The organism is Catenulispora sp. GAS73, assembly GCF_041262085.1.
Classification (GTDB): Bacteria; Actinomycetota; Actinomycetes; order Streptomycetales; family Catenulisporaceae; genus Catenulispora.
Window position 1 is genome coordinate 262,431 of sequence record NZ_JBGCCM010000009.1, and the last position, 12,362, is coordinate 274,792.

General features: G+C 70.3%; 12 protein-coding genes. 3 read left to right on the forward strand and 9 right to left on the reverse strand.

Translation table 11 applies throughout. From position 1 onward, the window contains the following. Positions 1-80: 80 nt before the first annotated feature. Complete coding sequence (locus tag ABH935_RS16465) at positions 81-1,628, reverse strand: PLP-dependent aminotransferase family protein (protein WP_370378742.1); 1,548 nt, start codon at positions 1,626-1,628, stop codon at positions 81-83. Between the two features lie 47 nt (positions 1,629-1,675). Between ABH935_RS16465 and ABH935_RS16470 the strand changes: the two genes are divergently transcribed. After that, positions 1,676-2,167, forward strand: a complete 492-nt coding sequence (locus ABH935_RS16470; RefSeq protein ID WP_370378743.1) for a carboxymuconolactone decarboxylase family protein — start codon at positions 1,676-1,678, stop codon at positions 2,165-2,167. A gap of 130 nt (positions 2,168-2,297) precedes the next feature. On the opposite strand, the gene ABH935_RS16475 is transcribed toward ABH935_RS16470, so the two are convergent. The 6 genes from ABH935_RS16475 to ABH935_RS16500 all read right to left on the reverse strand — a co-directional run bounded on the left by ABH935_RS16475 (position 2,298) and on the right by ABH935_RS16500 (position 9,014). Next, positions 2,298-2,963, reverse strand: a complete 666-nt coding sequence (locus ABH935_RS16475; protein ID WP_370378744.1) for a response regulator — start codon at positions 2,961-2,963, stop codon at positions 2,298-2,300. Beyond that, positions 2,960-4,261, reverse strand: a complete 1,302-nt coding sequence (locus ABH935_RS16480) for a sensor histidine kinase (protein WP_370378745.1) — start codon at positions 4,259-4,261, stop codon at positions 2,960-2,962. The genes ABH935_RS16475 and ABH935_RS16480 overlap by 4 nt, the downstream gene beginning before the upstream one ends. Before the next feature lie 78 nt (positions 4,262-4,339). Then, on the reverse strand, positions 4,340-5,155 hold the full coding sequence (locus tag ABH935_RS16485) for a hypothetical protein (protein ID WP_370378746.1): 816 nt from the start codon (positions 5,153-5,155) through the stop codon (positions 4,340-4,342). A 125-nt stretch (positions 5,156-5,280) separates the two neighbouring features. Continuing rightward, a complete protein-coding gene (locus ABH935_RS16490; protein ID WP_370378747.1) occupies positions 5,281-5,982 on the reverse strand; it encodes a TetR/AcrR family transcriptional regulator in 702 nt (233 codons plus the stop codon). A 4-nt stretch (positions 5,983-5,986) separates the two neighbouring features. Then, positions 5,987-7,366: an MFS transporter gene (locus ABH935_RS16495; RefSeq protein WP_370378748.1), complete on the reverse strand. Its 1,380-nt coding sequence runs from the start codon at positions 7,364-7,366 to the stop codon at positions 5,987-5,989. Between the two features lie 40 nt (positions 7,367-7,406). Further along, positions 7,407-9,014 carry an MFS transporter gene (locus ABH935_RS16500; RefSeq protein ID WP_370378749.1) on the reverse strand — a complete coding sequence of 536 codons (1,608 nt, stop codon included), beginning with the start codon at positions 9,012-9,014 and terminating at the stop codon, positions 7,407-7,409. A 155-nt stretch (positions 9,015-9,169) separates the two neighbouring features. On the opposite strand from ABH935_RS16500, the gene ABH935_RS16505 reads away from it, so the two are divergent. Further along, entirely contained in the window at positions 9,170-9,961 is a 792-nt protein-coding gene (locus tag ABH935_RS16505) for a TetR/AcrR family transcriptional regulator (RefSeq protein WP_370378750.1), read from the forward strand. A 9-nt stretch (positions 9,962-9,970) separates the two neighbouring features. Continuing rightward, positions 9,971-10,999 carry an aminoglycoside phosphotransferase gene (locus ABH935_RS16510; protein WP_370378751.1) on the forward strand — a complete coding sequence of 343 codons (1,029 nt, stop codon included), beginning with the start codon at positions 9,971-9,973 and terminating at the stop codon, positions 10,997-10,999. A gap of 6 nt (positions 11,000-11,005) precedes the next feature. On the opposite strand, the gene ABH935_RS16515 is transcribed toward ABH935_RS16510, so the two are convergent. Then, the gene (locus tag ABH935_RS16515; RefSeq protein WP_370378752.1) at positions 11,006-11,323 is read right to left on the reverse strand and encodes an ArsR/SmtB family transcription factor; all 318 of its coding nucleotides are present in this window, start codon (positions 11,321-11,323) and stop codon (positions 11,006-11,008) included. Positions 11,324-11,539: 216 nt separating this feature from the next. Next, complete coding sequence (locus ABH935_RS16520) at positions 11,540-12,343, reverse strand: arylamine N-acetyltransferase (RefSeq protein WP_370378753.1); 804 nt, start codon at positions 12,341-12,343, stop codon at positions 11,540-11,542. Positions 12,344-12,362 lie beyond the last annotated feature (19 nt).

A 12,362-nucleotide genomic window follows, 5' to 3' on the forward strand; every position in this document is an offset into this window, starting at 1 on the left:
AGACCAGTGTGACGCAGGGAGCGCCTGCGCAGCACGCCGGGTCGGGCTATCGTGCGATGTCCATTAGACCGTATGAGTAGTCATCTCCACGAAAGTGTCCGCACCAACGCGTCCAGCGCGCGCGGGTACGCCGCCTCGGTGGGGCTGCCGAAACCGACCACGATGCCTTGCGGACGTGCGGCGGAGCTCGCCAGGGCGTTCGCCGGCGCGGTGTGCCAGAGACCGCCGAGGCCTTCCAACTCCAGATCGAACTCAGATGCGCGCTTGAGGACTTCCACCTCGGTCATTCCCGCCGGCTCCAGACGGACCAGTGCGTGCAGCCCCGCCGCGATGCCGCCGAGCGCGAAGCCGGCCGCCGGCCGTCCGGCCCGGGTGTGCAGGCGCTCGGCCAGCAGGTCGCGGCGCCTGCGGTAGCGCAGGCGGGCGGCGCGGACGTGCCGGTCGTAGTCGTGCGAGGCGATGAACTCCGCGAGCGTCAGCTGCCCCAGCGACTCGGACTGGTGGTCGGCGTGCCGCTTGACCTCGGTGACCGGCCCGACCAGGGGCTCGGGCAGCACCATCCACGCCAGCCGGATCCCCGGGCCCAGCGTCTTGGACGCCGTCCCCAGGTACACGACGCGCTCGGGCGCCATGCCCTGCACCGCGCCGACCGGCTGCCGGTCGTAGCGGAACTCGCCGTCGTAGTCGTCCTCGACGACCAGCCGCCGGCCCTCGCACGCCCACTCGACCAGCGCCTGCCGCCGCGCCGGATGCAGCGTCGAGCCGATCGGATACTGGTGGCTCGGGGTGACCACGACAGTGCCCACCTGGTCGAAGTCCGGTCCGGCGAGCAGATCGACGCGCGCGCCGTCGTCATCCACCGGAAGCGGCACCACCTCCGCACCGTGCGAGCGCACCACCTCGTGGAACAGCGGAATGTACGGATCCTCCATCGCTACCACCCCGCCGAGCACCTGCCCGAGCAGCGCCAGCCCCTGCACCGCGCCGGAGACGACGACGATCCGCTCCGGATCGGCGAGCACACCCCGGGCCCGCCCCAAGTACTCGGCCAACGCCCGGCGCAGCTCGACCCGGCCACGCGGATCCCCGTAACCGAACGCGTCGTTGGGAGCCTGGTTCACCGCCCGGCGCGACGCGCGCAGCCACGCGGCGCGAGGGAAGTGCGACAGGTCCGGCGAACCCGGCAGGAGATTGTTGCCGAGCGGCTTGGGCCGGCTGCGCGCCTGCTCGCCGACCCACGCGCTCGGCAGACCCGACGTGCTCGGCAGGCCAAGCGCGCTCGGCGCACCAAGCGCGTCCAGCGACTCCAGCGAGTCCGACGAGCGCGGCGCAGCCCGAAGCCCGCTCGGGACCCCCTGCCCCGCCAACTCGGCGACATGCGTGCCCGACCCCCGCACCGCGACCAGATGCCCCTCGGCGACCAGTTGGTCATAGGCCGCCGACACCGTCCCCCGGGCCAGCCCGAGCTCCACCGCCAGCGTCCGCGTCGACGGCAGCCGCGTCCCCGCGCCCAGCCGGCCGTCCCGGATCGCCTCGCGCAGCGCGTGCTCCAGCCCGACCCGGCGCCCGGACGCGGGATCGACCGCCAGATGCAGATCGACATCCAAAGTGGACCAATATTCAGCCATCGGATTGGATCCTAACAACAGTCCACACCCCGCGTACCGTCATAGTCATGACAACGAACACGACAGAGACCGCATACGTGAAGCCCACCGTCCGCCTCGCCGTCGACGACCTCGCGCCGGGGATCGCCAAGGCCATGAACGGCCTGGAGCGCGCCGCTGGCGAGTCGAGCCTGGAGAAGCCGCTGCGCGAAATGATCAAGCTGCGCGCCTCCCAGATCAACGGCTGCGTCTACTGCGTCGACATGCACTCCCGCGACGCCGTGGCCGGGGGCGACACCTGGCGCCGCCTGAACCTGGTCGCGGTCTGGCGCGAGGCCCCGTACTTCACCGCCCGCGAGCGCGCCGCCCTGGCGCTGACCGAGGCCGTGACCCGGCTGGCCGACCGCGAAGTGTCCGACGCGGTGTGGGACGAGGCCGCGGCGCACTTCTCCGAGAAGGAGCTGGCCGAGCTGGTCTGGCACATCGGGATCATCAACCTGTGGAACCGGCTCGGCGCGACGGCCCGGCCGTGGGACCTGTCCGGCGGCGTGCAGGACTGAGCCGTCCGAACGGGGGGGAGTCGGGACGGCGGGGGACGCCGCCGGACCGATTCCGGGCAGGCCGGGCAGGTCGAGCTGGCCGAGCCGATGAGCACGCACCCGATGCGAAGGGGTCATCCCGGGTGCGGACTCATCGGCTGTTCGCCGTCACCAGCCCCGACTCGTAGGCCAGCACCGCCGCCTGGGCCCGGTCCCGCAGCCCGGTCTTGGTGAGGATCCGCGAGACGTGCGTCTTCACCGTCTGCTCGGCCAGCACCAGCTCGCCGGCGATCTCTTGGCTCGACAGCCCGCGCGCGATCAGCCGCAGCACGTCGAGCTCCCGCGGCGTCAGCGCGGTGATCGTCGTCGGCCCCGCCGGGTCCACCGGCCGGCGGGCCGCGAAGTCCGCGATCAGCCGCCGCGTGACCGACGGCGCCAGCAGGGCGTCCCCGGCGGCGACCACCCGCACCGCGTGGACCAGCTCCGCGGCCGGGGCGTCCTTGAGCAGGAAGCCGCTGGCCCCGGCGCGCAGCGCCGCGTAGACGTAGTCGTCGAGGTCGAACGTGGTCAGCATCAGGACCCGGGGACGCTCCGGGGCGTCGGCGAGGAGGTACCGCACCGCCTCCAAGCCGTCCATCACCGGCATCCGCACGTCCATCAGCACCACGTCCGGCTCGTGCTCGGCCACCTGCGCGACCGCCTGGGCCCCGTCGGCGGCGTCCCCGACGACCTTGATGTCCGGCTGGGCGGCCAGTAGCGCGCCGAATCCGGCCCGCACCATCGCCTGGTCGTCGGCGATCAGGACTCGTATGCTCACGCTCTGGTCTCCAACGGGAGAGTGGCGGTGACGGCGAACCCGCCGTTCGCCGTCGGGCCGGTCTCGATCTCGCCGTGCACCAGGACCACGCGCTCGCGCATCCCCGCGATGCCCTGACCCTCGGCCGGTTCGCCGTCCTGGTCGCCGTCTTGGCCGCTTTCTTGGTCGCCGTCCTGCTTGGCGGGCTGTTGCAGATCCAGCTGCTGCTGATCCTCCCCGACCGCCGGTCCGTTGCGGATCTCGATGCGCACCTCGTCCTCGGTGCGCGCGATCCGCACCGAGTCCTCGGCACCCCGCGCGTGCCGCCGAGCGTTCGACAACGACTCCTGCACCACCCGGTACCCGGTCAGCCCGATCAGCGGCGGCGTGTCGTCCAGGTCGCCGACCACCTCCAACCCTGCCCCGGCCTCCTCGACCAGCCCCGGCACGTCCGTCAACCGCGGCTGCGGCGCGGTCTCGGCCTGCCCGGAGTCCGCGCGCAGCAGTCCCAGGAGCTTGCGCATGTCGTTCAGCGCCTCCCGCGACACCGCGCTGATCGACTGGAACTCCGCTTCCGCCTCAGGGCTCTGCCCGGTGATGCGGAACGGCGCGGTCTCCGCCTGCACCGCGATCAGCGACATGTGGTGCGCCACCACATCGTGCAGCTCACGCCCTATGCGGGCACGCTCCTCCAGCAGCGTCCGGCGCGTCCGCTCGGCCTCGGTCCGCTCCTCCTGCACCGCCAGCGCCTGCCGCGTGACGCGCCGATCGCGCAGCAACTCCACGCATCCGACCGCCAGGGCCGATCCGCCGATGACCGATCCGAGGCTGAGGCTGAAGCCGTAGCCGGGACGGACGGTCTCCAGGAAGAGCGTTAGCAGGAAGTACGCGGCGGCCATCTCGATGCTGCGCCGCCGACCGACCTCCCACCCGGCGATCACCAGCGCCGCCAGCACGCACAGCTGGCTCGAAGGCGACCACGGCCACACCGACCACGGCAGCGGCGCCCCGACCACCGCGGCCAGCGCCGCTCCGGCGAACGCCGACCCGGCGAGCGTCGCGGCGAAGCCGAAGATCGGATACCGGCGGCACCACAGGATCGGCACCGCGCGCACGATGGCGAACAGCCAGACATAGGCGTCCTCGGCGCCGGCCCGCCACACCGCGTGCGCCTCGTCGAAGCGCTCGTGCAGGTCGGCGTACCCGAACAGGACCAGTCCGGCCACCGCCGCCGCCACGATCAGCAGCTCGGTGCGGCTGAATGCGAGCCCTTCGACGGCCCCGCGCGGTTTCTGTGGTGCCCCCGGCACAGAAGTCATGCCGACGACGGTAGCTCCACCACCGCCGCCGCACGTCACACCAGGGAGCCAGGCTCCGTGTAGTACCGGGGTAGGGGGTCAGTCGCTCTGTGCGACGTCGCCCTGCGCGACGTCCATCTTGGTCACGGCCAGGACGGCCACCAGCACCACGATGATCCCGAGCAGCACCAGGCTCACCGGCCCGGTCCCCCACGCCAGGCCGCCGCGCTTGGCCGAGACGCCCATCCAGTCCGCGAAGGACGCGCCGAACGGCCGGGTCACGACGTACGCGAACCAGAACGCGAAGATCCCGTTCAGCCCGAACTTGTACGCCACCGCGGGCACCGCGAACAGCACGGCGAACATCACGCCGGAGGAGAAGTACCCGAGCTTCAGCGTCGTGGCGGTCATGTCGCCGACCGCGGTGCCGAGGGCGAACGTGGTCACCACGGTCAGCCAGTAGAAGAGCTCGCGGCGCGGGGTGGTGATGCTGTGAATCGACAGCGTGCCCTCGACCCGGTACCAGAGTACGAAGATCGCAGCGAGCGCGACCGCGAAGAAGGCCGTGGACACCGCGTAGGGGATGCCGAAGCCGACGTGCAGCACGTCGGCGCACATCGTGCCGAACACGCTCACCATGACGACGGCGGCCCAGTACAGCCACGCCGAGTACCGCGAGGCCTTGAACTGCACCCAGATCACGCCGGCCAGCACCAGGCCGGACAGCGAGACCATGATCTTCGGGTCCCACCTCTGGTTCATGAAGTCCGAGGTGGTCTCGCCCATCCCGGTGGTGAGGATCTTCGTGATCCAGAAGATCAGCGTGACTTCGGGGACCTTGCTCAGCGTGGTGGTCGATGCCAGGTGCCGGCGGGCCGAGCCGGCCGCGCTCCGCCGGGTCAGTTCGGTCGTCATAGCCGCCGATCATCCCAGAAGCGCGGCCCGCCGACCCGGGTTGTCCGGAATCTGTTACAAGATGTAGCAGAAATTCGCCGGGAGTCGCCGGGTCGCGACTTTCAAGCCACCGCCGAGACCCTGTCCTAGGCCCCCTTCGGGACCCAGCGAGCGCCCAACTCCTCATCGCTCGGCGGCGGCCCCGGCAGCTCGGCCCCGGCCTTCGCGGTCTGCGGCCGCAGCGCGTCGAAGTGCATCGCCAGATAGCGGTGGCGCAGCTCCCTGGTCCGCTCCGGCCCCGGCCCCGTGACCGCGGTCAGTTGCTCCAGCAGCATCGCGATGTCGTTGAGGGCGAAGTCGGCACGGATCACGCCGGCCTCGTGCGCCTGCTTCAGGATCCTGTCGGCCAGGCCCACCGCGCGCGTGGCCTGGCCGGACATCTCCGCGGTCGGCGTGAACGTCCCCGCCAAGTTCACCGTCAGCGCGTGCACGTCGGCGTCGATCACCGCGCGCACGAAGTCCGTGAACGTCTCCCACGGCCCGGCCTCCGAGGCCAGCGCCGCCTCCGCGCACTCGATGTACGTCGCCAGGCCGTCCGCGCACAGCGTCTGCAGCAGCACTTCCTTGCTCTCGTAGCGCCGGTACAGGGCGCTGATCCCCACCCCGGCCGCCTTGGCGACGGCGGAGATCGGCGCGGACGGATCGGCGACGAAGACCTCGCGCGCGGCCCGCAGGATGGCCTCGTCGTTGCGGTTCGCCTGGGCCTTGCGGCCGGACAGCGGTCCGGTGCGGGGGGTGGTCGGCGTTGTCGGCGTGGTCGGGGCAGTCGGGGTGCTCGGGGCGGGCATGGGGTCAGGATAGCACCTGAACGGAATGCTTTGTTCCGCTTGCGCCCACCTCGCCGTCCTCCTCACCGTTCATCGACACCGACCGCGTCTCCCGCGCGAAGTAGAGCGCGATGATGGTCACTACGGCCGCCAGCCCCAGGTAGAGGGTGAGCCACGCCGAGGTCTTCCCGCCGTTGTGCTGCAGGATCGCCACGGCGATCAGCGGCGCCGGCGCGCCGGCCGCGATCGAGGCCACCTGGTAGCCGATCGAAGCGCCGGAGTAGCGGACCCCGGTCGGGAACATCTCCGCGAAGAAGGCCGCCTGCGGGCCGTACATCAGGCCGTGGAAGGCCAGGGCGACGGTGACCGCGAGCACTGCCAGCGGATACGACTTCTGATCGACGAGCGCGAAGAAGATCGGCGTCCACAGCCCGATCCCGATCGCCCCGGCCAGGTAGACCGGCCGCCGCCCGATGCGGTCGGAGAGCATGCCGAACAGCGGGATCAGGACGGTCTCGACGGCCGCGCCGATCATCACCGCGTCCAGCCCGAAGGACTTCGAGAGCTTCAGGTGCTCGGTGATCCAGGTGACTGAGAAGGTGGCGACCAGGTAGAAGGAGATGTTCTCGGCCATGCGGGTCCCGAAGGCGATCAGGATCTCGCGCCAGCTGGTGCGGAACACCTCCAGGACCGGCAGCTTCGGCGGGGCGCTCGTTTTCTTCGCCTGCGCGGCCCGGAACGCCTCGGTCTCGTTGAGCGACTTGCGGACCCAGACGCCGACCAGCAGCAGGATCGCCGACAGCCCGAACGACAACCGCCATCCCCAGTCCAGGAACGACTTCTCGCTCATGTTCTGGGACAGCAGGATGAGCACGCCGGTCCCGAGCACCAGTCCCAGCGGCGCGCCGGCCTGCGGCCACGAGGCCCAGAACCCGCGCCGGGACTTGTCCCGCTCGGCCACGATCAGCACCGAGCCGCCCCACTCGCCGCCGAGCGCGAAGCCCTGGATCATGCGCAGCGAGGTGAGCAGGACCGGCGCCCAGACGCCTATGGAGTTGTAGCCCGGGACGAAAGCCATCCCTGTGGTGGCGATCCCCATGATGACCAGGCTGACCATCAGCGTCTTCTTGCGTCCGACGCGGTCGCCGACGTGTCCGAAGACCACGCCGCCGATCGGCCGGGCCGCGAAGCCCAGGGCGTAGGTGAGGAACGACAGCAGCGTCGCGGTGAGCGGATCGCTCTTGACGAAGAAGACTTTCGGGAAGACCACGGCCGCCGCGGTGCCGTAGAGGAAGAAGTCGTACCACTCCAGGGTGGTGCCGACCATCGAAGCGCCGACGACTCTCCAGACGGAGTCGCCGGCGCTTTCGGTGGTGGGGTTCGTGCTGGTGGGGGATTCCGTCATGCAGGGAACAATGGGCCCTTACTCTGCGTTGTGATATGGCTCACAGCGCCACAGTCGCACCCGTCGCGATGTCGTCGCCCACCACCGGACCCGCCCCCTCACCCGCACCCTCGTCCGCCCCGTCGGCCGGTGCCGTCGGCGGCTTGACGTCCCGCAGCACCACGAAGGACACGATCGCCGCGGCGACCACCCCGACCGCACCGGCGATGTAGGCGACCGACGCGGCGTGGGTGAAGGCGTGGCGTGCCGAGTCCAGCAGGGCGCTGTCGCCCGTCGTCTTGGCGATGCCGTAGGCCTCACCCAGCGAGTGCCGCGCGGTGCCGACGTACTTCGCCGGCATCCCGGCCGTGAAGCGGCTGGCCACCACGGTGCCCATGATCGCCACGCCCAGGGCCGCGCCGGTCTGCTGCACGGTGTCGTTCAGCGCGGAGCTGACACCGGCGTGCTCCGGCGGGACCGCCCCCATGATCGCCGTGATCGCCGCCGGCATCGCCAGGCCGGAGCCGGCGCCCAGCAGGAACAAGCCCACGAACAGCTTGGTCAGCCCGTCGTCGACGCCCAGGTCGGCCAGGATGCCGAAGGCGACCGCGCAGATCAGCAGGCCGACGACCATCAGCGGCCGGTTGCCGAACTTCATGCCCAGACCGGCGCCCAGGGTGTTGAAGATCAGGGCGGCGACGGCCAGCGGGATGAAGCACAGCGAGGCCTTCAGCGCCGAGAAGCCGAGTACGAACTGCAGGTACTGCGTCATCACCAGCAACAGGCCGCCGTTGCCGATCTGCACCAGGGTCAGCGAGAACGAGCCGCCGGAGAAGTTGCGCTGCTTGAACAGCTGCAGCGGCACCATCGGCTCGGCGATGCGGGTCTCCCAGATCCCGAAGGAGACCAGCGCGGCCACCGCGATCACCAGCGCGATCAGGGTGCTGGGCACGGTGAAGCCCTTCGGGAACTCGATGATCACCCAGACCGCCGAGGTCAGGCCGATGATCGAGAGCACGGTGCCCAGCGGGTCGGGCTTGCGCCACGGGCCCTTGCTCTCCGGCATCAGCACCACGGCGGAGATGATGGCCAGCGCCGCGATCGGGATGTTCAGCAGGAAGACCGACCCCCACCAGAAGTGGCTGATCATCACCCCGCCCAGCACCGGGCCGCCGACCAGGCCGACCATCGCCACCACGGTCCACGCGGCCATCGCCTTGCGCCGCTCGGCCTCGTCGGTGAACACGGTGATCAGGATCGACAGCGTGCTCGGCATCAGCAGCGCGCCGCCGACGCCCATCGCCACGCGGGCGGCGATCAGCTCGCCCGGGTTGTTCGCCAGCGTCGCCACCGCCGAGGCGATGCCGAACACCGCGAGCCCGATGATCAGGACCCGGCGGCGGCCGAACCGGTCGGACAGGCTGCCGGTGGTCAGCAGCAGGCCGGCGAACACCAGGATGTAGGAGTCGAGCACCCACTGGATGTTCTGCGCGCTGGCGTGCAGCGACTCGGTCAGCGCCGGCACCGCGACCGTCAGGACCATGTTGTCCACGACGAGCACCAGCGTCGCCAGGCACAGCACGATCAGGATGAGCCAGCGCCGCCGGCCCCCGACCGGTCCGCCCTCGGCGCCTGCCTCCGCCTGTTTCGACTCCGTGACCTCTGACATTTCCGTCCCCTCCTCCTGAGCCGCGACTGGTTCTCTCGCTGCGCACACCGTACGCCTCTGCGAACAGTGTGCGCAACAGCGGACGGCGTGCGCAACTCTCGGCTATCGTTGACGCCGTGTAGTGAAGACCTGCCGTCTTGAGACGAGGACCATCTGTGAACACCGACTCCGACCCCGACGACTCCGCCGCCCCGGCCCCGGCACTGAACTCGGTCTGGACCCGGCCGCAACGCCGCCAGAAGGAGCAGCTCACCCGGGAGCGCATCGTCGCCGAGGCGATCGCGCTGCTCGACGAGGAGGGCATCGACGCGCTGAGCATGCGCACCCTGGGCCAGCGCCTCGGCGCCGGCGCGACCTCGCTGTACCGGCACGTGGCGAGCAAGGACGAGCTGATCGAGCTGGTGACCGACGAGGTCTACGGCGAGTTGGACGTCCCGGAGATCACCGATCCCGCGAGCTGGCGGCTGGCGCTGCACGTCAACGCGCATAGCCTGCGCCAGGTCGGGCTGCGGCACATGTGGCTGATGAACGTGCTGGGCCAGGTCGGGCTGAACTACCTGGGCCCGAACGTCGTCTCGGTGACCCAGCGGAGCCTGGCCATCCTGACCACGGCGGGCTTCGACATGCACGAGGCTGCTCGGGCCATGAGCACGCTGTCCTCCTACGTCATCGGCATCACGTCCGCCGAGGCCGGATGGCTGTCGGCGCTGCGCCGGCGGGGCATGAGCGAGCAGGAGTGGTACCGGGTCGTGGGCCCGCAGATGGCGTCGGCGGCCGGCGACGCCGGGTTGGCGGAGATTTATCTGGAAGAGCTCAAGAAGGACCCGATGGAAACGCGCCTGGGAAACTTCGTCTACGGGCTCGATCTCATCCTGGACAGCCTGGAGATCAGGCTGGCGGCCAAACTGGCCGCCGACCAGAAGGCTCGCGCCGCCGCGTCTCAGTAGGCTGCTGTCATGTCCGTCGACGAGGCGTTGCAGTTGCCCCACAACCGCAACAACGGAGTCACCCGCGGCGTGTGGCGCGGCGAGGACGGTCTGGTCCACAAGGTCCTGACCCATCGCCGCACCGACGCGCCGCCCCAGTGGGCCTCATCGGCCGACCCCCGTTTCTGGAACTACTGGCGCCGCGAAGCGGACGTCTACGCCAGCGGCCTGCCGGAGCGGCTCGGCTTCGGCGCGCCGAAGCTCGTCGAGGCCCGCGAGCTGCCGGACGGCGATGTCGAGCTGCTGCTTGAGGACGTCGCCGGGGCGCATGGCGGCGATCTGACGGTGGAGGACATCGCCGCTGTCGCCTATGCGTTGGGCGAGGCTCAGGGCGCCGGGCCGCAGCCTTCGGAACCGTGGCTCAGCCGCGGCTTTCTGGCCGACTACAGCACCACCCGGCCCGCCGACTTCTCAGTGCTGGAGGACGACAGCGCCTGGTCGCTCCCGTTGATCGCCAAGCATTTCCCGCCGGGCCTGCGTGAAGCGCTGGTCCGTCTCCACCGCAACCGGGAACGGTTGCTGGACCTGATGACGCGCCTGCCGCGGACGGTCTGCCACCTGGATGTGTGGCCGAACAACGTGATCCGGCGCCCGGACGGCACCGTGGTCCTGCTCGACTGGGCCTTCACCGGCGACGGCGCGGTCGGCGAGGACGCCGGGAACCTGGTGCCGGACAGCTTCTTCGACTGGCCGCTGCGGCCGGGGTTCGCCAAGGACTTGCCTGAGCTGGTGACCGAGGCCTATCTTGACGGACTGCGTGCAGCGGGTTGGCCGGGGGATCCGCGGTTGGCGGTGCTCGGCATCCGCGCCTCGGCGGTCAAGTACGACTGGCTGATGCCCTGGTGTCTGCAAGCCGCGTTGGATGACCGGCACCGGGCTTACGGCAGCGGCGAGGCGGTCGATCCCGACGTCCGCTACGAGGCGCGCGCTGCGGGGCTGGCGATCTGCGCGCGGTGGGCCGACGAGGCGATTGACCTGGCGGATTCGCTGGGGCTGTAAGGCTTTCTACGCTTCCAACGCGGCGATGGTGTCGAGCAGCCCGGGAAAGCGCCGTTTGAGATCGTCCTCGCGCAGGCGGATGTAGAGGCCGTTGCCGACCGCGCGCTGGTACACGAGTCCGGATTCGCGCAGTACGCGCCAGTGGTGGGTCTTCGTGGACTTGGCGATCGGCAGCACGAAGGTCGCGCACTGGCGCTCGGTCTTCGGATCGCGTGCCAGCTCCAGCACTACCTGCCGGCGGTGCGGATCGGCGAGCGCGAGCAGCACGGTGCTCAGGTCGACGTCGTCGATGTCCGGATGCGCCAGTCCCGCCACCGCGGTCATCCGCCGCCCCCTTATCTCTTCGGCTAGCTCTCAGGCCCTCGACAGGGTTCGAATTGCATCGTACCTTGGGGAGGTACGAGAACGATCGAACCTAGACGCCTCGGAGGGGATATGCGTGGCGTGCGCAGGAGATTGACGGTGTTCGTGCTGCTGTTGCTGGCCGCCGAATGGTGGCCGTTCGGCGGGCTCTAGCGGCGCTGCCTCAGCTGTGTCTTCTCAGGCCGCGGATTCCGGGGCGACGATGCCGAACTCTTCGGCCAGAACCTGTCGGACCTCGGCGTCGTCGGCGAGTTCGCGCTTCACCGAAGTGCCGTCGTTCTGGGTCACGGTGAAGGTCTGGGCATCGATCTTCAGCTGGCGGTCCGGGAACGTCCGGCAGACGTAGACGCGGGTGCTGAACGGGGAGCGCGGGCTGCTGGCGATGTAGTAGTTGATGACCCCGAAGTCGGGCGCGTAGAACGGCTCGACCGTGAACGAGTACTGATCCCGCCACTCGCCGTCCTGGAAGGCGCGCAGGACCCACTGCTCCAGCGGGCCGTCGGCGGGAGTGACGTCCAGCCGGTGGTGGCGCGGGTCGTCGCGGACTTCCGTCGTGGCCAGTGGCATGGGGTCCAGCAGTGCGCCCTCGCTGCCGAAGCCGACGTCGGTCAGGTAGCGGTTCGGGTCGTCCGGGGCGTCGGCGAGCAGCAGCATGTGGGTGCGCGGTCGCAGGTCGCCGGGCTTCGCGTCGACCAGGACCCGGCCGGCCAGCAGCGTCACCTTGAAGCCGAGGGCACGCAGGGCGGCGGCGTAGAGGGTGTTGTGCTCGTAGCAGTAGCCGCCGCGCGTGGTGCCGTGGACCAGCTTCGCCATCAGGTCGGCCGGCTCCAGGGAGGGGACGACGCCGCGGGCCGGGTCCAGGTTCTCGAAGGGGATCGCGTAGATGTGCGCGCGCTGCAAGGCCTTGAGTGTCGCCGCGGTCGGGGTGCGTTCGCCGGTGTACCCGATGCGGGCGAGGTAGGCGTCGAGGTCGAAGTCCACGGGCTGAACGCTACCCGGA

Bases quoted from the DNA above. Each gene is read 5' to 3' on its own strand.
- ABH935_RS16465 (WP_370378742.1), bottom strand. From the start codon at position 1,628: ATGGCTGAATATTGGTCCACTTTGGATGTCGATCTGCATCTGGCGGTC.
- ABH935_RS16470 (WP_370378743.1), top strand. From the start codon at position 1,676: ATGACAACGAACACGACAGAGACCGCATACGTGAAGCCCACCGTCCGC.
- ABH935_RS16480 (WP_370378745.1), bottom strand. From the start codon at position 4,261: ATGACTTCTGTGCCGGGGGCACCACAGAAACCGCGCGGGGCCGTCGAA.
- ABH935_RS16485 (WP_370378746.1), bottom strand. From the start codon at position 5,155: ATGACGACCGAACTGACCCGGCGGAGCGCGGCCGGCTCGGCCCGCCGG.
- ABH935_RS16490 (WP_370378747.1), bottom strand. From the start codon at position 5,982: ATGCCCGCCCCGAGCACCCCGACTGCCCCGACCACGCCGACAACGCCG.
- ABH935_RS16495 (WP_370378748.1), bottom strand. From the start codon at position 7,366: ATGACGGAATCCCCCACCAGCACGAACCCCACCACCGAAAGCGCCGGC.
- ABH935_RS16500 (WP_370378749.1), bottom strand. From the start codon at position 9,014: ATGTCAGAGGTCACGGAGTCGAAACAGGCGGAGGCAGGCGCCGAGGGC.
- ABH935_RS16510 (WP_370378751.1), top strand. From the start codon at position 9,971: ATGTCCGTCGACGAGGCGTTGCAGTTGCCCCACAACCGCAACAACGGA.
- ABH935_RS16515 (WP_370378752.1), bottom strand. From the start codon at position 11,323: ATGACCGCGGTGGCGGGACTGGCGCATCCGGACATCGACGACGTCGAC.